The sequence below is a fragment of the Novosphingobium aquimarinum genome (assembly GCF_009746585.1).
In the GTDB taxonomy this organism is placed as follows: domain Bacteria; phylum Pseudomonadota; class Alphaproteobacteria; order Sphingomonadales; family Sphingomonadaceae; genus Novosphingobium; species Novosphingobium aquimarinum.
This window is the reverse complement of record NZ_WRPO01000006.1, coordinates 75,752-93,336: the sequence shown is the minus strand read 5'-3', so window position 1 is coordinate 93,336 and position 17,585 is coordinate 75,752. Positions and strand designations below refer to the sequence as shown.

The 17,585-nt window shown below is 66.5% G+C and carries 16 protein-coding genes; 5 read left to right on the top strand and 11 right to left on the bottom strand.

What is annotated here, in order from left to right:
• Window positions 1-17: 17 nt before the first annotated feature.
• The gene (locus GQO94_RS08585) at window positions 18-239 is read left to right on the top strand and encodes a hypothetical protein (RefSeq protein ID WP_198045907.1); all 222 of its coding nucleotides are present in this window, start codon (window positions 18-20) and stop codon (window positions 237-239) included.
• Here the strand turns inward: GQO94_RS08585 and arfB are convergent.
• Genes arfB through pabB form a run of 4 tightly spaced genes read right to left on the bottom strand, consistent with a single transcriptional unit; the run spans window position 226 to window position 4,247 of the window.
• Window positions 226-633: an alternative ribosome rescue aminoacyl-tRNA hydrolase ArfB gene (gene arfB / locus GQO94_RS08580; RefSeq protein WP_156840737.1), complete on the bottom strand. Its 408-nt coding sequence runs from the start codon at window positions 631-633 to the stop codon at window positions 226-228. The two genes, GQO94_RS08585 and arfB, sit on opposite strands and share 14 nt — an antisense overlap.
• Window positions 626-1,282 carry an RluA family pseudouridine synthase gene (locus tag GQO94_RS08575; RefSeq protein ID WP_156840736.1) on the bottom strand — a complete coding sequence of 219 codons (657 nt, stop codon included), beginning with the start codon at window positions 1,280-1,282 and terminating at the stop codon, window positions 626-628. Before GQO94_RS08575 ends, arfB begins: the two co-directional genes overlap by 8 nt.
• Window positions 1,279-2,448, bottom strand: coding sequence for a pyridoxal phosphate-dependent aminotransferase (locus GQO94_RS08570; protein ID WP_156840735.1), 1,170 nt, complete (start codon window positions 2,446-2,448; stop codon window positions 1,279-1,281). Before GQO94_RS08570 ends, GQO94_RS08575 begins: the two co-directional genes overlap by 4 nt.
• Window positions 2,445-4,247: an aminodeoxychorismate synthase component I gene (gene pabB / locus GQO94_RS08565; RefSeq protein WP_156840734.1), complete on the bottom strand. Its 1,803-nt coding sequence runs from the start codon at window positions 4,245-4,247 to the stop codon at window positions 2,445-2,447. The genes GQO94_RS08570 and pabB overlap by 4 nt, the downstream gene beginning before the upstream one ends.
• Window positions 4,248-4,367: 120 nt before the next feature.
• On the opposite strand from pabB, the gene GQO94_RS08560 reads away from it, so the two are divergent.
• Window positions 4,368-5,966 (top strand): helicase HerA-like domain-containing protein, encoded by a 1,599-nt coding sequence (locus tag GQO94_RS08560; RefSeq protein ID WP_156840733.1) that lies wholly within the window; start codon window positions 4,368-4,370, stop codon window positions 5,964-5,966.
• 34 nt (window positions 5,967-6,000) lie between these two features.
• On the opposite strand, the gene GQO94_RS08555 is transcribed toward GQO94_RS08560, so the two are convergent.
• The 5 genes from GQO94_RS08555 to GQO94_RS08535 all read right to left on the bottom strand — a co-directional run bounded on the left by GQO94_RS08555 (window position 6,001) and on the right by GQO94_RS08535 (window position 11,216).
• On the bottom strand, window positions 6,001-7,416 hold the full coding sequence (locus GQO94_RS08555; RefSeq protein WP_156840888.1) for an ATP-binding protein: 1,416 nt from the start codon (window positions 7,414-7,416) through the stop codon (window positions 6,001-6,003).
• Window positions 7,416-8,147, bottom strand: coding sequence for a response regulator (locus tag GQO94_RS08550; RefSeq protein WP_156840732.1), 732 nt, complete (start codon window positions 8,145-8,147; stop codon window positions 7,416-7,418). The genes GQO94_RS08555 and GQO94_RS08550 overlap by 1 nt, the downstream gene beginning before the upstream one ends.
• A 23-nt stretch (window positions 8,148-8,170) precedes the next feature.
• Entirely contained in the window at window positions 8,171-8,749 is a 579-nt protein-coding gene (locus GQO94_RS08545; protein WP_156840731.1) for an EF-hand domain-containing protein, read from the bottom strand.
• Between the two features lie 201 nt (window positions 8,750-8,950).
• Complete coding sequence (locus tag GQO94_RS08540) at window positions 8,951-9,352, bottom strand: cupin domain-containing protein (protein WP_156840730.1); 402 nt, start codon at window positions 9,350-9,352, stop codon at window positions 8,951-8,953.
• A gap of 43 nt (window positions 9,353-9,395) precedes the next feature.
• Complete coding sequence (locus GQO94_RS08535) at window positions 9,396-11,216, bottom strand: aminopeptidase P family protein (protein ID WP_156840729.1); 1,821 nt, start codon at window positions 11,214-11,216, stop codon at window positions 9,396-9,398.
• A 69-nt stretch (window positions 11,217-11,285) separates the two neighbouring features.
• Here GQO94_RS08535 and GQO94_RS08530 point away from each other — a divergent pair, with 69 nt between their 5' ends.
• The gene (locus GQO94_RS08530; RefSeq protein ID WP_156840728.1) at window positions 11,286-13,397 is read left to right on the top strand and encodes a S9 family peptidase; all 2,112 of its coding nucleotides are present in this window, start codon (window positions 11,286-11,288) and stop codon (window positions 13,395-13,397) included.
• A complete protein-coding gene (locus GQO94_RS08525; RefSeq protein ID WP_332310839.1) occupies window positions 13,394-13,807 on the top strand; it encodes an acyl-CoA thioesterase in 414 nt (137 codons plus the stop codon). Before GQO94_RS08530 ends, GQO94_RS08525 begins: the two co-directional genes overlap by 4 nt.
• Here the strand turns inward: GQO94_RS08525 and ald are convergent.
• On the bottom strand, window positions 13,804-14,919 hold the full coding sequence (ald, locus tag GQO94_RS08520) for an alanine dehydrogenase (RefSeq protein WP_156840726.1): 1,116 nt from the start codon (window positions 14,917-14,919) through the stop codon (window positions 13,804-13,806). The two genes, GQO94_RS08525 and ald, sit on opposite strands and share 4 nt — an antisense overlap.
• A gap of 138 nt (window positions 14,920-15,057) precedes the next feature.
• On the opposite strand from ald, the gene GQO94_RS08515 reads away from it, so the two are divergent.
• Window positions 15,058-15,516, top strand: a complete 459-nt coding sequence (locus GQO94_RS08515; RefSeq protein ID WP_156840725.1) for an Lrp/AsnC family transcriptional regulator — start codon at window positions 15,058-15,060, stop codon at window positions 15,514-15,516.
• Between the two features lie 29 nt (window positions 15,517-15,545).
• On the opposite strand, the gene GQO94_RS08510 is transcribed toward GQO94_RS08515, so the two are convergent.
• On the bottom strand, window positions 15,546-17,297 hold the full coding sequence (locus tag GQO94_RS08510; RefSeq protein WP_156840724.1) for a cation:proton antiporter domain-containing protein: 1,752 nt from the start codon (window positions 17,295-17,297) through the stop codon (window positions 15,546-15,548).
• Window positions 17,298-17,585: the final 288 nt, after the last annotated feature.

The following is a 17,585-nucleotide window of genomic DNA, read 5'->3' as shown; positions in this document are numbered from 1 at the left end:
ATGCAGCGATGATGAGGATGACCTGCGCGATCATGGTCCTGCTGCTGGCGGGATGCGGCAAGGCGGACAATGCGCCCGGGCCCGGCGGCGTGACGGTGGGCGAAGCGCGCGCTCTCGATGAAGCTGCCGCGATGCTCGACAAGCGGCGACCGCCCGAGGACATTCTGCAACCGCCCGCGAACGGTCCGTCCACGCCCGACGCGTCGCAAACGCCGCAAGCGACGGCTAGTCCGGGCTGATCCTGCCGCGACCGGCCTTGACGGCGCCGCGCAGTTTCTTGCCCTTGAGCCGCTTGGTCTTGCCCACCCGGTTAAGGCGCGACTTGGCCCGTTTTTCCGGAAAGCGATGGGCTTCGGTGATCAGCTCCGCCAGCTTTTCGCGCGCATCGGCGCGATTGGCCTCCTGCGTGCGAAATCGGCGCGCCGCGATCACCAGTTCCCCGCGACTGGTCATTCGGGTGCCGGCCAGCAGCTTCAGGCGCTGATAGACCGGCGGCGGCAGCCGCAGCGCGAAAATATCGACGCGCAACTGGACCGCGGTCGCGACCTTGTTGACGTTCTGTCCGCCGGGCCCCGAGCCCGCGATGAAGCTCTCGCTCGCCAGCGAGAGCGCGCGTTCGACGGCGTCATCCATCTTCGAACCCGAGCGCGACGAAATCGGCGGGAAGCGGGCTGGTCGCCGCAATCGAATCCTTGCCTTCGCGGCTAACTTCGAGACCGGCGGCGTGCAGCATGGTGCGTCGCGCGCTCGATCCATCGCCATACACCGGATCGCCCAGCAAGGCGGTTCCCAGCCCGGAAGCGGCGTGCACGCGGATCTGATGCGTGCGCCCGGTTTCGGGCCGGAACTCGACGAGCGTCATCCCCTGATGCGACGCGAGGGTCCGCCAATGGGTCACCGCGGGCTTGCCCTTGCGCGCCGGGATCATGCGCCAGCCCTCGCTGGCGGAGCTGATCTTGGACAGCGCCAGTTCGATCGTGCCTTCGGTCTCGGCCAGTTCGCCTGCAATCAGGCCGAGATAGCGTTTTTGCACCAGCCGCTCTTCAAAAGCCTTGGCGAACCGCTTCAGCGCCTTGGGATTGCGCGCCAGCAGCAGGCAGCCCGAAGTGTCGCGATCGAGCCGGTGGACGGGGGCGGGTCGGCGCTGGAAGCCGAGCCGCAAATCGTCGAGATGGTTCTCGAGGCTTTCGCCGCCGGCGCGCGGCCGATCGAGCGGCAGTCCGGCGGGCTTGTCGATGACGAGCGCTTCGCCGTCTTCGAAGAGGATCGGGATCATCGTCATGTCAGGGCCTTCGCGATACGGGAACAGGCCTCACGCAGCCGGGCTTCGTCGGCGGCGAAACTGATGCGGAATCCGTCGCGCCCTCCGAAAGCGGAGGCCGGTACGATCGCGACGCCCTGGTCGAGCAAGTGCAAAGCCAGCGCCGCATCGTCGCCGAAGCGGTCCATCAGCGGCGTTGCATCGACCATGCAATAGAACGCGCCATCGGGCACCGGGGTTGCGAGGCCGGGAATGGCATTGATCGCGTCCACCACCATGTCGCGGCGCGCGCGGAAGCGATCGCGCCATTCGGCAAGAAATTGCTGCGGTCCTTCCAGTGCAGCAATCGCGGCGGCCTGGCTGATCGAGCAGGGGTTGCCCGAGGAATGCGACTGCAGAGTTTCCATCGCACGGATCAGCCATTCGGGCCCCGTGGCGACGCCGATGCGGAAGCCCGTCATCGCATGGCTCTTGGACACGCCGGAGATAGTGAGAATGCGATCGGCCAAGTCCGGGCACAGCGCTGCCAGCGTCACGTGCGGCGCGTCCGTGTAGATCAGCGGCGAATAGATATCGTCGCTCATCACCAGCACGCCCGGATGGCGTCGCAGCACATCGGCAATGCTGCGCAGCATGGCTTCGTCGTAGACCGCGCCCGTCGGGTTTCCCGGGCTGTTGAGCATCAGCCAGCGCGTGCGCGGACCGATCTGCGCTTCCAGATCGCCGGCGGTGAAGCGAAAGCCATGCTTCGCCACGGTCTGCAGCGGAACCACGCTTCCGCCCGCGTAGTGGACGATCTCGGGATAGCTGACCCACCAGGGCGAGGGGACGATCACTTCATCGCCTTCGCCCACGGTCGCGGCGATCGCGTGAAAGATCGCCTGCTTGCCGCCGGCGCTCACCGTGACTTGGCTGACCGGCGCTTCGATACCAAGATCGCGTGCGAAATGCTGCGCGGCGGCCTGCTTCATCCGCGCGGTGCCACCGACCGGCGTGTACTTCGTCTGGCCCGCGTCGAGCGCGGCCTTGGCCGCCTCGAGCACATGCGCCGGCGTGGCGAAATCGGGCTCACCCACCGAGAGCGAAATCACGTCGACTCCGGCTTCGCGCAGCGCGGTCGCGCGGTCGGTCATCGCGGTGGTCTGCGACGGCGCAATGCGGGAGAGCGCGGGGGACGTGACTTTCATGCGAGCAACTCCGCGCGCATCAGCCCGCGCAAGGCATTGCCGAGCTGGAACCCGCCCGCCAGTTCGTCGAGCGCAAGCGAGGCTTCGGCCGCCTCGCCGGAAGCCAGCAGCGAGCCGCGCAGCACGCCGGGCAGCAGACCCAGCGAGCAGGGCGGCGTCAGCAGCTTGTCGTCGCGCGCAAGAAACACGTTGGTGAAGGTGCCTTCGGTAACGAGCCCGTCGTCGCGCACGAAGATCGCTTCGTCCGCGCCCGCGTCCTTGGCGGCCTCAAGCCCGGCCTCGTAGAAGCCGCGATCGCTGGACTTGTGCCGCAGCCGCCAATCGCTTTCATCGACCGGCAGGCGGAACACCGCAACCTTGAGCACCTCGGGCAGCGCCAAAGGCATTTCGCCCAGTTCAAGACTGAAGGCGCCGCTGCGGCCCAGCACCAGACGCAGCCGCGAGGGCACGTCGGCATCGAAGCACAGCGCCTGCACCGCATTGCGCACCGCGTGGCGGTCGAACGTGAATCCCAGCGTCGCCGCGCTGGCGCCGATCCGCTCGAGATGCCGGTCGAGCAGCACGATGCCCTCTTCCGGCGTAAAACGCATGGTTTCGATCAGATCGAACTGCGCGGGCGAACCTTGCCCCGTTGGTCGCACGAAACCCCCTTTGACCAGGCACTCGCGCCATTCGGCGAGACCTTCCGAATCCGCGACGATCGCGGATCCGACCCCTAGAACCGCCTTGCCGTCGCCGCGTTCGGCTCCGGAAAGACGCAGCGTGCGGATTGCCACATTGAACGCGGCATCGCCAGAGGCATCGATCCCGCCGATCGCACCGCAGTAGGGGCCGCGCGGATCGGGTTCGGTCGCCGCGATCAGTTCCATCGCCCGGATCTTGGGCGCGCCGGTGATCGATCCGCAGGGAAACAGCGCGCGCAGCATGTCGATCGCGTCGAGCTCGTCGCGCAGCGTCGCGTGCACGGTCGAGACCATCTGGTGCACGGTCGGGTAGCTCTCGACCGTGAAGGGACGCTCGACCTTGACGCTGCCCGGGACCGCGACCCGCGCGAGATCGTTGCGCATCAGGTCGACGATCATCAGGTTTTCGGCACGGTCCTTGATGGATGTCGCGAGTTCCTCGCGCAGGGCCGTGTCGGTCGCCGGATCGGTTGCACGCGGGCGCGTGCCCTTCATTGGTTTGACGCGGGCGTCGCGGCCGCGCAGCGCGAAGAACAATTCGGGCGAAAAACTGAGCAACCATTGCGCCCCATCATGAATCAGCGCGCCATAGCCCGCCGCTCCGGACGCGCGCAGTGCGGCATAAAGCGCGATGGGGTCGCCACGCCACGATCCGGCGAGCGGGAACGTGAGATTGGCCTGATAGATGTCGCCGGCCTGGATCGCGTCCTGCAGCGCGCCGAACCGGGCGATGTAGTCTCCGGGGGCGATCGTCGGGTCGAGCGGCCCGATCGCGGGTTCGGCGTTCCCGGCTTGGCCGGCGAGCCATCCGTCGACCTCGCCCGGGGCAATGCTCTCGCAGCCGGCGAAAGCGCCGAACCACAGCAGGGGCGAAGCGGGATCGCGATGCGCGGACACGAGGCTCTGCAAGCGCGGTTCCAGCGCCAGACCCGCTTCGTAGGACAAGTATCCTGCAATCTCGTATCCGTCGCGCGAGAGGGCACGCAACCGCTCCAGCGCCGGCAGCACCTCGTCGCCCGTACGCGCCACCACGACGTCCACCGGCTCACGATAGAGCCGCGCCGGGGCGGCGCCGTCAGTGCGGGCATCGTCGAGGAGTACGAAAGGTGTGGGCATGATCCTGCGGGTTTTCGGTGGCGCATCGCCCTAGCGTGAGGCGGCGCGACTGGCAAAAAGCCTCTCGCGTCCATCGGAAGCGCGCTTTACAGCGATTATGGTTACGACTGGGAGCGGCAAATGGGCGAAATCTACCTGGGCCTCGGGCGCAACGGCGAGCGCCAGGTACTGCGGCTGGATCGTGCCAATCGCCACGGGCTGATCGCGGGCGCGACCGGAACCGGCAAGACGGTGACGCTGCAGACGATCGCCGAGCAGTTTTCCGCTGGGGGCGTGCCCGTGTTTCTTGCCGACGTGAAGGGCGATCTGTCCGGCATTTCCATGGCGGGCAGTCCGCAATTCAAGAATGCCGACAAGCTGGAAGCACGCGCGAAGGAGATCGGCCTTTCGGATTACGCGTATTCCGATAATCCCGCCGTGTTCTGGGATCTGTTCGGCGAACAGGGCCACCCGATCCGCACCACCGTTTCCGAAATGGGCCCGCTGCTGCTCGCCCGCCTGCTCGATCTCAACGACACGCAGGAAGGCGTGCTCAACATCGTCTTCCGCTTCGCCGACGAGCAGGGCCTGCTGCTGCTCGACCTCGAAGACCTGCAGGCAATGCTTGTCTACACGGCCGAAAACGCAAGCGAACTCACGACGAAATACGGCAACGTGTCGAAGGCGAGCGTCGGCGCGATCCAGCGCCAGCTGCTTTCGCTCGACAGCCAGGGCGGCGCGATGTTCTTCGGCGAGCCGGCGCTGGAAATCGACGATTTCATCACCTGCGACGATCAGGGGCGCGGCATCATCAATGTGCTCGCCGCCGACAAGCTGATGCGCAGCCCCAAGCTCTACGCGACCTTCCTGCTCTGGCTGCTCGCCGAGCTGTTCGAGAGCCTGCCCGAAGTCGGCGATCCCGAAAAGCCGAAGCTCGTGTTCTTCTTCGACGAGGCGCACTTGCTGTTCGACGATGCGCCCAAGGCGTTGCAGGACAAGATCGAGCAAGTCGTCCGCCTGATACGCTCCAAAGGCGTGGGGGTGTTCTTCGTGACGCAGAATCCGATCGATGTGCCCGAGGATGTCGCCGGGCAACTCGGCAACCGGGTGCAGCATGCGCTGCGCGCCTTCACCCCGCGCGACAAGAAGGCGATCAAGGCGGCGGCCGAGACCTTCCGGATCAATCCGGAGCTCGATGTCGAGACCGCGATCACCGAGCTGAAAGTCGGCGAGGCGCTGGTCTCGACGCTCGATGGCGACGGCGCGCCGTCGGTGGTGCAGCGCACGCTGGTGGCGCCGCCACGCTCGCGGCTCGGGCCGGTGACCGCGAAGGAGCGCGCGATCATCCAGTCGATCAGCCCGTTCGAAGGCAAGTACGACACTCGCGTCGACCGTGAGAGCGCCGAGGAAGTGCTCGCTGCCAAAGCCGCCGATGCAGCCGCGACCGCCGCCGAAGTCGAGGAAAAGGGCCGCGAGGAAGTCGCCAAGCGTGAGCGCAAGCATACCAGCTTGTGGGACGGGCTCGGCGGCAAGATGGCGAAGGCCGCCGCCGGCGCTGCCGCCGCCAGCGCCGGTTCGATCCTGGCGGGCAAACTGCAAGGCAAGACGAGCCGCGCCAATCCGAAAGCGACCGCGGCGGGCGCGGCGGCGGGCACTTTGGGCAATACGCTCGAAAAGGCGATCGGCATTCCCGGGATTGGGCGCTTCGCCCGCAATGTCATCGGCGGACTGATGCGTTAGCCTGCGGCGGGCCTCGCCGCAGCTTGCAGGGCGCTTAACTGAGCGGCAATTCGAGCCGGGCGACGAGACCGGTCACGTTCGAAGCCTCGTCGCGCGTGTTTTCCAGCACGAGCGCGCCGCCGTGCTGTTCCGCGATCGCACGCGCCAGGGCAAGGCCGAGACCGGCGCCGCCGGTGGCGGAATTGCGCGAGGGATCGCCCCGGGCAAACGGCTCGAGCATGGTCGCGATGCGGTCTTCGGGGATGCCGGGACCATTGTCGGCGACACGGATCACGGCCCGGTTTCCGACGCGCTCCAGACTGACGCGGGCTTCGCCGCCATAACGCACCGCATTGCCGATGAGATTGCGCAACGCGCGCCGCAACCAGGTCGGCCGCAGTTCCAGGACGATTCGCTGGGTATCGCCAAGCACTACGGGCTGTCCCATGTCTTCGTAATCCTCGACGATCGAGGCGACGAGGGCCGACAGCTCCGAACGTTCGAGCGGATCGCTCGGGCGCCCGACGCGGGCGAGCGAGAGAATATCGTCGAGCGTGCGGACGATGTCCTCGATCGTGCCTGCCATGCGGTCGCGTTCGTTGTCGTCCTCGACGGATTCGATGCGGACCCGCAATGCGGCGAGCGGCGTCTTGAGATCGTGCCCGATCGCGCCGAGCATGACGTTTTTCTCGTTAAGCAGGGCCGAAATGCGCCCTTCCATCGCGTTGTGCGCCTCGATCAGGCGGCGCATGTCTTCGGGGCCGGCCGGGACGATCTGGCCCTTGGGATCCTGCGTCGCCGAAAAGGCTTCGACTCGCTGGGTGAGGGCTGCGAGCGGCCTGGTGATGCGGCGCAGGATCAGCGCGATCGCGCCGATGAGGACCACGTAGATGATCGCCGTCTGCAACAGCAGCGGCCAAACCAGCATCTCGATCCGGGGCGGCGTGCGAACCCGTGCGGTGAGCCATTCGCCGCCGGGATCGAGCCGCACGGCTGCCAACAGAACATGGTCGTTCTCGTGGGACATCGGCTTTCGCCCGAGCCGGACGTAGCGGGCCGCACGGCGTCTGACATGCTCGAGCGCGGGAGCATCCTCTTGCACGGTTCGGTGCGCGACCTGGATCTCCGCCACCGCGAGCCCCTGCTCGCGCAGCAGCAGCGCGATCTTCCCTTCCAGATCGGGGTCGCGCTCCTCGGTGCCTGCGATCGGGGAGCGCGGCGTGTGGATGACCGGCAGGCCCCTGCGGCCACGCTGGAGCGCTCGGCGCGAACCGGCACGTCGATCGAAGCGTGCCGGGTTGCGCGTATCGGCCATGATCTTGAAGGCGGCGATGCTCACCAGTTCGCCTTCGAAGCGCCCGCTCTGGGCTCGATAGACCAGCAGCGCGCCCACGGACTGCACCAGCAGCAAGGCCCCCGCAACCGCGAGCAGCATCTGTCCCATGAGGCTGTGGGGCCGCAGCAGGCGCATCACGCGTCAGCGAGCACCCGGCGCACGTCGGCGGCCAGCATGTAGCCTCCGCCCCATACGGTCTGGATCAGCTGCGGGTTGCGGCTGTCCGCCTCGATCTTGCGGCGCAGGCGGCTGACCTGGTTATCGACCGCGCGATCGAACAAGTGCGCCTCGCGGCCTTGCACCATGTCGAGCAGGCGATCGCGGTCGAGCACTTGGCGAGGGTGTTCGACGAACGCCATGAGCAAGCGAAATTCGGCCGAGGAAATCGCGACCACGGCGCCCTCCGGGTCGGTTAGCCGGCGCTTGAGCGGATCGAGTTGCCAGCCTTCGAAGGCGAAGATCTCGTTTTCCGTCGCGGCCGGGCCGGCCCGTCCGGCGCGGCGCAGGACGCTGCGCACGCGCGCGACGAGTTCGCGGGGCTCGAAGGGTTTGACCACGTAGTCGTCCGCGCCGATTTCGAGGCCGATGATCCGGTCGGTCGCTTCGCCTCGCGCGGTCAGGAAGATGACCGGGATCTCGCGGCTTTCGACCAGATGGCGGCAGAGCGACATCCCGTCTTCGCCCGGCATCATGATGTCGAGCAGGACGAGATCGGGGCGGGCGTCGCGCAACCGGCTGCGTGCGTCCGCGGCGCTGGCGGCCTGAGTCACGTCGAACCCCTGACGCGAGAGGTACTCGGCCAGGGGTTCGCGAAGCGAGGCTTCGTCATCGACCAGCAGGATCGCGGGCAATGCCGTATCGTTCATGGCAGGATCGCCGTTAGCGTCACTCAGCTGCCCGAGCGATCGGCGCGGTTCTGCTTCCACTGCGCCTTCATCTGCTCACGGGCTGCCTGGCGCTCTTCCTTGGTGACGCGACCGTCGCCGTTGCCGTCCATCATCGCGAAGTGCTTGGCATGCGCCGCCTCGAACTCCGCCTTGGAAATGGCGCCGTCGTTGTTGGTGTCGGCCATCTTCGCCATCGCCATCATGCCGCCGCGGTGGCCGCGCTTGCCGCCCCAGCGAGCATCGCGATTGTCACCGTCATTCTTGCCCATGCGGCGATGCGGGCGTTCGTGCGACATGAATTCGTCGCGCGAGATCGCGCCGTTGCCGTCCGCGTCCATCGCGGCGAACATCTTTGCCTTGCGATCCGCCTGACGGGCTTCGCGGTCCGCTTGATCGATCTTGCCATCGTTGTTGGCGTCCATCCGCGCGAACATGGCGTCGGCCTTGGCTTGCGATTCAGCACTGGTGATCACGCCGTCGCCGTTGGCGTCGGGTCCTTTGCGCATGGTTTCCTGCGCGGCGAAAGCGGTGCCGGTCGCGGCAAGGGCGACGGCGGCAATACCGATTGTCCATTTCTTCATGTCGTTTCTCTCCAATCTGGCCCCTGACGGGAAATGTGAGGGGAAAGTCGCGGGGTGGGGGAGGGGAAAGTGACCCGCGAGTTTCTGGAACCCGTTTTAGGTGTCGATTGTCGCGCACTTATGCCGGTTCGCGGCGAAATTGTCGCGAATTGTCCCAGCTTGAAGATGCCGTTCATGGGCGCGACACCTGCGGGCCCGCGCTCAGCGCTCGCGGTTCTCGGTGCCGAGCCCCGGTGTGACGAACAGCACGGTCGCGCGCTCGGCGACGTCGGCGGTATGCCAGACGCCGGCCGGATTCACGAGATATTCGCCCGCGCCGATCGTCTCGGAGTGGACCTGCCCTTCCGCCAGCTCCTGAAGGATGGTGATTTGGCCCGCGATGCACAGCACCAGCTCTTCGCCTTCGGGGTGGATTTCCCAGGTCGTCCAATCCGACGTGAACGTGTGCATCGCCACCAGCCGCCCTTCGGCCCCATCGGCGCCATGACGCTCGGCATACGCCTCGTACCATGCGCCGCCGGTGAACTCGGGCTGGGCCACGGTTGTGGCGCCAAGCCCGAGATGGACGGGGAACTGCCGGATGTCGCGCGCGCTGCGAGTCATGCTGGTATGTCCTCCTTGTGACGAGCCGCGCGCGTCCGAGCGATCAGATCGGGCGGCACTGTTCCTCGACCCAGGCGAGCTCTTCGCCCGACAGGTTCGGGCCGATCACGTCTAGCGTGCGCGCGTGGTATTCGTTCCACCAGGCGATTTCGCCGGGCGAGAGCAGCGAAACGTCGACGAGGCTGCGGTCGATCGGCACGAAAGTCAGCGTCTCGAAGCCGAAATAGTCGCCCTCAGCGCCGGCGATATCGCGTTCCTCGACCAGCACGAGGTTCTCGATGCGAATGCCGTATTCGCCGGTCTTGTAATAGCCCGGCTCGTCCGAGAGGATCATGCCGGGGAGCAGCTCCTGATCGGTCCCGGGCTGCCCGCCCTGCGACTTCGCGATGCGCTGCGGCCCCTCATGCACTGAGAGGAAGCTGCCGACGCCGTGCCCGGTTCCGTGCGCGTAATCGAGCCCCGCCGCCCATAGAAATTGCCGCGCCAGCGTGTCGAGTTGGCTGCCGTTGGTGCCGCGCGGGAACACGGCTGTGGCAATGGCGATGTGGCCCTTGAGCACGCGGGTGAAGCGGTCGCGCACCTCGGCGGGCGGTTCGCCGGGGCCGATCCAGACGGTGCGGGTGATGTCGGTGGTGCCCGCCGGGTATTGGCCGCCCGAATCGACCAGGTAGACGCTGTTCGGCTCGATCGCGCGATTGGTTTCCTCGGTGACCTTGTAGTGCGGGCTGGCGCCATTAGGGCCCGTCGCGGAAATCGTGTCGAACGACAGATCGCGCAAGTCTCCGCCCTCCTGGCGCATCTGTTGCAAGCGATCGGCGGCGCCGAGCTCGTCAATTCCGCCCTTGGGCGCTTCGGTCGTCACCCAACGCAGGAACCGCGCGACCGCCGCGCCGTCGCGGGCCTGCGCATCGCGGTGCCCCTGCTGTTCGACCGGGTTCTTTATCGCCTTGGCGAGCACCGTCGGATCGCGCGCCTCGACGATGGTCACGCCGGCGCCATTGAGCGCTGCGAAGATCGCGCTCACCGCGCGTTCGGGATCGACCGCGACGCGCTTGCCCCGCATCGCTTCCAACGCAGGCTGGAAGGCCCCACGTGGCTGGATGCGGACCGCGTTGCCGAGATGCTGACGCAGGTCTGGCGTGACCTTTTCCTCGGCGATGAACAGGTCCGCCGTGCCGTCGGCATGGGCGAGCACGTAGGACAGCGCCACCGGCGTGTGATCGACGTCGGCACCGCGAATGTTGAGCAGCCAGGCGATCGAATCGAGCGCGGTGATCGCGGCGGCATCGAGCCCGCGCTCGCCCAGCCATTCGGACACGGCCTCGCGCTTGGCCTGGCTCGACTGGCCGGCGAATTCGTCGGCATGGACGATCGCGGGCGCTGCGGACGCGGCGGGACGGTCTTCCCAGATCGCATCGATCGGGTTGCTCTCCACCGCGACCAGTTCGCCACCACGTTCCTTCATCGCCTTGGCCGCCGCTTCGACCCAGCCCTTGCCATGCAGCCAGGCGTCGTAGCCGATCCGCGCGCCTTTCGGGGCATGGCCGCCGAGCCAGGCGGGGATCGTGGTGTGGGGCACGCTCTCGTAGGCATAGAGCCGCCCATCGACCTGCTCGCGCACCTGGAGTGTGTAGCGCCCGTCGACGAACATCGCCGCTGAGGGTTCGAGCGTCGCATCGGTGAGCACCACCGCGCTTCCCGCCGATCCGCCGAAGCCGGTCAGCCAGGCGAGGCGCTGCGCATAAGCACCGACGTATTCGCTCATGTGCTCGTCGGAGATCGGAATGACGAACCCGTCGAGGTTCCGGCGCGTCAATTCCTTGCGCAGCGCATCGAGGCGGGCTTCGTGAGTGTTCATCAGCATGGCATCGGTCCTTTGGGAGCGGCAGCTCGTCCTGTCGGACGGCTTGCGGGCTTCGTTGCGCCAACATAGATGCTGCGCATGGCAAGTTCCACCCAGACACCCGCCCTCGCTGCTCCGCCCCGTGCGGCGCGCAAGCCCTTCACCGCGACCCACCACGGCCAGACTCTCGCCGACGATTACGCCTGGCTGCGCGATCCCGGCTATCCCGAAGTCACCGACGCCGAAGTGCTCAAGCACCTCGAGGCGGAGAACACCTGGTTCGAAGCGCGCATGGCGCCGCAGCAGGACACGATCGAGGCGCTGTTCAAGGAAATGCGCGCACGCATCAAGGAGGCCGACAAGTCGGTGCCGCAAAAGGACGGCGATTGGCTCTACTGGATCGAATACGAAGAAGGCGCCGAGTACAAGAAATGGTGGCGACGCCCGGTCGGCGCGCCCGACGACGGCAGCGCCGACGAACTGATGCTCGACGAAGTCGCGCTGGCGGACGGCAAGGAGTACTTCAGCCTCGGCGCGATCTCGGTCAGCAAGTCGGGCAAGCTGCTCGCCTATGCTTTCGATGACAACGGCTCGGAGCGCTACACCGCTAGGATCAAGGATCTGGAGACGGGCGAGCTATTGCCCGACGAAATTCCCGGGACGCTGTCGGCGCTGGTCTGGGTCGCCGACGACACCGGCCTCGTCTACTCGCTCGCCAACGAGCAGTGGCGCACCGACAACGCCCGGCTGCACTGGCTGGGCAAGCCGCTTTCGGACGACGTCGAGCTCTACCACGAGGATGACGAAGGCTTCCGCGTCGGTTCGGGCCTGACCTCGAACGAGACCTGGCTGGTGATCGGGACCAGCGATCACGAGACGAGCGAAGTCCGTCTGGTCCCCGCCGCCGATCCCTTGGCGCAGCCCGTGCTGGTCCGCGCGCGCGAGAAGGGCGTCGAGTACGATGTCGACGTGTGGGATGGCGAAGGCCGCGATCCCTTGGTCTACATCCACACCAACGACACCCATGAGAATTTCCGCATTGCCACCGCCCCGCTTGAGCGACCGGGCGAATGGACGACGTTGATCGAGGGCTCGGACGAGTTCTATCTGACGGGCTTCGATCTGTTCCGTGACTTCTACGTGGTCGAAGGGCGACTGCGGGGCCTCGATCGCATCGAAGTGCGCTATTACGACGATCCCGATCGGATCGAACCCATCGAATTTCCGGAAGCCAGCTACACCGCCGGCCTTGGCGACAATCCGGAATGGGCGATGGATGTGCTGCGCGTATCGTACCAGTCGATGGTCAGCCCCTCGACGGTCTACGATTACGATGTCGCGGCGCGCTCGCTCGAGACGCTCAAGGTGCAGGAAATCCCCTCGGGCTACGATGCCTCGCTGTACACCACCGAGCGGTTGGAGATTTCCGCGCGCGACGGCACCGCGATTCCCGTCAGCGTGGTGATGCGGAAGGACCGGCCAGCGGGTGGTCCGCTGCATCTCTACGGCTACGGCGCCTACGGTATCTCGATCGATCCGGGCTTTTCGACCACGCGGTTCAGCCTGGTCGATCGCGGTTTCGCTTATGCCATCGCTCATATTCGTGGCGGCGACGATCTCGGGCGGGCCTGGTACAAGGCGGGCAAGCTCGACAAGCGGACCAACACCTTCAACGATTTCGTCGACGTCGCCCGCGCTCTGATCGCGCGCGGCACGACCGAGGCGGGCAAGATCAGCATTTCGGGCGGCTCGGCGGGCGGCGAGCTGATGGGCGCCGTCATCAATTCCGATCCCGAACTGTTCGGCGCGGTCGTGGCCCAAGTGCCTTTCGTCGATGTGCTGGCAACGATGCTCGACGCGACACTACCGCTGACGCCCGGCGAATGGCCCGAATGGGGCAACCCGATCGAGGATGCCGCCGCCTTCGCGCTGATCCGCAGCTACAGCCCCTACGACAACGTCAAGCCGCAGGCCTACCCGCCGCTGATGGTGACCGCCGGTCTCAACGATCCGCGCGTCACCTACTGGGAGCCCGCCAAGTGGGTCGCCAAACTGCGCGAGGTAAAGACCGACGACAACGAACTGATCCTCAAGATCAACATGGGCGCGGGCCATGGCGGCAAGTCGGGCCGGTTCGAAAGCCTGAAAGAAACCGCCGAGGAGTTCGCCTTCATCCTCTGGCAGCTGGGAGTGCCGCTCTGAGCCGCTTCGCACTGAGCTTCGTTGCTGGTCCCGAGCACATCGACCGGATGGGCCACGTCAACAACGCCGTCTGGGTGCAGTGGATGGAGGTGCTCGCCGTCGCGCACTGGGAAGCGGTGGCATCTCCCGAGCATCAGGCGCGCTACGTCTGGCTGCTGACGCGACACGAGATCGATTATCGCGGCAACATCCGCGAAGGCGAGCGCGTGACCGGCGAGACCTGGGTGCCCGAAGGTCCGCGCGGCGTGCGCTTCCATCGCCGCATCGATTTTCGCGATGACGAGGGCAAAGTGCTGGTCAGTGCCCGCTCGACCTGGGCGATGATCGAGCAGGCGACGGGGCGGCTCTCGCGAATTGCTCCAGACGTCGCCGCGCCGTTCCTGACTTCGCCGGCGGAGGGCGAAAGTTAGGCCAGCAGCGTCGCGAGCGGCGTGTGTTCGTACCCCAGTTCGCGTGCCACGGCTTCGTACGAGACCTTGCCCGCATGCACGTTCAGGCCCTCGGCGAGGTGTGCGTCGTCGCGCAGCGCGGCCTTCCAGCCCTTGTCGGCGATGGCCAGTGCGTGGGGCAGCGTCACGTTGTTGAGCGCATAAGTGCTGGTGCGCGAAACCGCGCCGGGCATGTTGGCGACGCAATAATGCACGACGTCGTCGACCACGAACGTCGGTTCGGCGTGAGTCGTGGCGTGGCTGGTCTCGAAGCAGCCGCCTTGGTCGATCGCGACATCGACCAGCACTGCGCCGGCCTTCATCGTCTTGAGCATCGCGCGCGTCACCAGCTTGGGCGCGGCGGCGCCTGGGATCAGGACTGCGCCGATCACGAGGTCGGCCTCGGCGACGCTCTCGGCGAGGTTGGCCTTGCTCGAAAAGCGCGTCTTGGCGCGGCTTTCGAAGTGGATGCCGAGCTTTTCGAGCACTTCGGGATTGCGGTCGAGGATGGTCACATCGGCACCGAGGCCCACTGCCATCTGCGCTGCGTTGAAGCCGACCACGCCGCCGCCGATCACCGCGACCTTGGCCGGCATCACGCCGGGGACGCCGCCGAGCAGCACGCCGCGCCCGCCGTGCGCCTTCTCCAGCGCGGTCGCGCCTGCCTGGATCGACATGCGGCCCGCGACCTGGCTCATCGGCTTCAGCAGCGGCAGCGATCCGCCGGGGCCGGTCACCGTTTCGTAGGCGATCGCGGTGACGCCGGACTTCACCAGGTCGGCGGTCTGCTCGGGATCGGGCGCGAGGTGGAGGTAGGTGTAGAGCACTTGGCCTTCACGCAGCATCGCGCGTTCGACCGCCTGCGGTTCCTTGACCTTCACCACCATCTCGCACTCGGCGAAGATGGTCGAAGCGTCGGGAACGATCTTCGCGCCTTGCGCTTCGTATTCGGCATCGCTGGCGCCGATGCCGAGCCCGGCGCCGGTCTCGACCCAGACTTCGTGGCCATGCGCGACCAGTTCGCAAGCGCTCTCGGGGGTCAGACCCACCCGGTATTCGTGGTTCTTGATCTCGCGAACGGTACCGACACGCATGATGATCTCCGGGTTCGAGGGCCAATGCCCGATACAATACGCCCGTTGCGGCGCAATGTTTCGCCAAAGTGGTGGCGCTTGGCAAAGCTTTGCGGCAGAATTTTTCGAGTTTACCCAATCAAACCGGAAGAAATTCCCATGCAGCGTGCCGATATCGTCCTATTGGAAGCCTTGCAGAACGATTCGTCGCGTTCGATCGCCCAGCTCGCCGAACTCGCGGGCATGTCCGCTTCGGCCTGTCATCGCCGGGTCCGCGCCCTCGAAGAGCAAGGTCTGATCTCGGGCTATGCCGCAAGGCTGGAGCCGCGCGCGCTGGGTCTGGCGGTCGAAGTCTTCGTCGAGATCACGCTCACCAGCCAGAGCCGCGAGGCGATGGACCGGTTCGAACGCGCCGTGGGCGATTACGAGGACATCCTCGAATGCCACCTGATGTCGGGGGCGGCGGATTACATCCTGCGCGTCGCGGCGCGCGATCTCGACCACTACGATGCGGTCCATCGCGATTGCCTGGCGCGCCTGCCGGGCGTGTCCTCGATGCGGTCGAGCTTTTCGCTGCGGCGGATCAAGCGTTTCGCGGGCTATCCGATCCGGCGCTGATCGCGGCTATCAGGCGCTGATCTCTCCTGTCAGGCACTGCCTTCGGGCTGCGTGAAGATGCGATCGCGCCCCTCGTGGAGGTCGCCCGCTTCGTGTTGTAATTTCAACCGTTCGCGATCGCGCGAGCGGTAATCGCTTTCGGCCTTGTCGATATCCTCGATCGCAAGCCCCAGCCCATCAAGGGCGGTGCGCGCCAGCACGACGGCCGATTCCAGCACTTCGCGCACCACCCCGTTCACCGGCGCGCCTTTCAGGCGAAGCACCGAGCGGCGATCGAAAGCGCGCACATAGATCTGCGCTCTAGGGAAGGCCTTGTGCACGGCCGCGAGGAATTCTTCCGAAACCTGGTCGCCATCAAGGCAGAAGGCGATCACCTCGGCCTCGCCCGCACCCGCCTGCCGCAACATGTCGAGCCTTGTGCCGTCGCCGAAATAGACTTTGGCGCCGAAGTTTTCGGCCACGTCGATCATCTCCACGTCGGTGTCGATCAGCGTCACTTCGATGCCTGAGGCGATCAGCATCTGCGCCACCGTCTGCCCGAAGCGGCCATAGCCCACGATCAGCGCGCCCGCGCCGTCGTCCTGCGGTTCGGCGCGCGTTTCCTGGCCTGCGGGGGCCTGGCGGATACGCCGCGTCGCCATCATCAGGAACGGCGTGGTCACCATCGAAAGCGTGACGATCGCGCCGAACAGGCTGGCGACTTCGGGATCGATCAGAAAGGCGTTGGTGGCTTGTGCGAACAGCACGAAGCCGAACTCGCCGCCCTGGCTGAGCAGCAGGCCCAGCGCGAGCGCTTCGCGCCAGTTGGCGCGGAACAGCCGGGCGAGGATGAAGATCACCACGGACTTGGTGACGATCAGCGCCGCGGCCATGGCGAGCACAAACAGCGGCCGCTCGGCGATCGCGGACAGATCGAGCATCATGCCGACCGAGATGAAGAACAGGCCCAGCAGGATCGAGCGGAACGGCTCGACATCGGCTTCCAGCTCATGCCGGTAAGGCGTGTCCGCCAGCATGACCCCGGCGATGAAGGCCCCCAGCGCGCTCGACAGGCCCAGCGCCTGCATCAGCGCGGCGGACGCGATCACCGTGAACAGCGCGGCGAAGATGAACATCTCGCGCTCGCCAAGATTGCCGATCAGGCGGAACAGCGGGCGAATGACGAAGCGCCCCGCCGCGATCAGCCCGGCGATCGCGGCGACGGTGTAGATCACCAGCATCCAGCCCGGCGGGCCTTCGGCGGCGGCGGGGTTGCGGCTCATCGCGGCGATGATGGTGACCAGCGGGATGATCGAGAGGTCCTGGAACAGCAGGATCGAGAAGGCGCGCTCGCCGAACGGCGTGTGTAGCCGCCCCGCGCTCTGCAGCATCGGCAGCACCTGCGCGGTGGACGAAAGGCCGAGCGGCAGCCCCAGCGCCAGCGAGGCGGTGAGCGTGAAGCCGGTCGTCGCCCAGATCACCGCGCTGACCGCGAGCCCGCAAGTGGTCACTTGCAGCAGGCCCAGCCCGAAGATCTCGTGCCGCATCCGCCACAACCGGCGCGGCGCCAGTTCGAGGCCGACGATGAACAGCAGCAGCGTGATGCCCAGCTCGGCAAAGCCCGCCTTGCCCTCGGCATCGCCGACCAGCCCCAACGCATGCGGCCCCATCAGCGCGCCGGCGGCGAGATAGCCCAAAGTCGCGCCGAGCCCGAAGCGGCGGAAGATCAGCACGAAGCCGAGCGCCGCGCCGAACAGGAAGAAGCCGTCGCGTAGCAGGAAGGCCTGGGCGTGCTCTTCCATCAGCGGCGGGCGGGGAGCGGGGGGCGGGGCAAGGGCGCGGTCACGCCCGGCAATCTAGGCGCTGCGCGCCCAGCGGCCAAGCGCGTTTCCATGCCGACGCGAAGGTGACAAAGGTGACACAGGCTGTACCACAAGTAACGCGCGCAAGCCGTTGATATGTCGCACTATCCACCCGTTTTGCGAAGGTGACACTTCACCCGCGCAAAACGCGCCTTCGCCACGCAGATCGACAGAATCAAAGAGCAGGCAAACGATGCAGCACGCATTCTGGCACGCGACCGCCGTGTA

Excerpts from the sequence above, each read along its gene's own strand:
- GQO94_RS08550 (WP_156840732.1), bottom strand. The coding sequence starts at position 8,147 with ATGAACGATACGGCATTGCCCGCGATCCTGCTGGTCGATGACGAAGCC.
- GQO94_RS08510 (WP_156840724.1), bottom strand. The coding sequence starts at position 17,297 with ATGGAAGAGCACGCCCAGGCCTTCCTGCTACGCGACGGCTTCTTCCTG.
- arfB (WP_156840737.1), bottom strand. The coding sequence starts at position 633 with ATGGATGACGCCGTCGAACGCGCGCTCTCGCTGGCGAGCGAGAGCTTC.
- GQO94_RS08585 (WP_198045907.1), top strand. The coding sequence starts at position 18 with ATGACCTGCGCGATCATGGTCCTGCTGCTGGCGGGATGCGGCAAGGCG.
- GQO94_RS08540 (WP_156840730.1), bottom strand. The coding sequence starts at position 9,352 with ATGACTCGCAGCGCGCGCGACATCCGGCAGTTCCCCGTCCATCTCGGG.
- GQO94_RS08555 (WP_156840888.1), bottom strand. The coding sequence starts at position 7,416 with ATGCGCCTGCTGCGGCCCCACAGCCTCATGGGACAGATGCTGCTCGCG.
- GQO94_RS08530 (WP_156840728.1), top strand. The coding sequence starts at position 11,286 with ATGCTGCGCATGGCAAGTTCCACCCAGACACCCGCCCTCGCTGCTCCG.
- GQO94_RS08575 (WP_156840736.1), bottom strand. The coding sequence starts at position 1,282 with ATGACGATGATCCCGATCCTCTTCGAAGACGGCGAAGCGCTCGTCATC.
- pabB (WP_156840734.1), bottom strand. The coding sequence starts at position 4,247 with ATGCCCACACCTTTCGTACTCCTCGACGATGCCCGCACTGACGGCGCC.
- ald (WP_156840726.1), bottom strand. The coding sequence starts at position 14,919 with ATGCGTGTCGGTACCGTTCGCGAGATCAAGAACCACGAATACCGGGTG.
- GQO94_RS08545 (WP_156840731.1), bottom strand. The coding sequence starts at position 8,749 with ATGAAGAAATGGACAATCGGTATTGCCGCCGTCGCCCTTGCCGCGACC.
- GQO94_RS08535 (WP_156840729.1), bottom strand. The coding sequence starts at position 11,216 with ATGCTGATGAACACTCACGAAGCCCGCCTCGATGCGCTGCGCAAGGAA.
- GQO94_RS08560 (WP_156840733.1), top strand. The coding sequence starts at position 4,368 with ATGGGCGAAATCTACCTGGGCCTCGGGCGCAACGGCGAGCGCCAGGTA.
- GQO94_RS08570 (WP_156840735.1), bottom strand. The coding sequence starts at position 2,448 with ATGAAAGTCACGTCCCCCGCGCTCTCCCGCATTGCGCCGTCGCAGACC.
- GQO94_RS08515 (WP_156840725.1), top strand. The coding sequence starts at position 15,058 with ATGCAGCGTGCCGATATCGTCCTATTGGAAGCCTTGCAGAACGATTCG.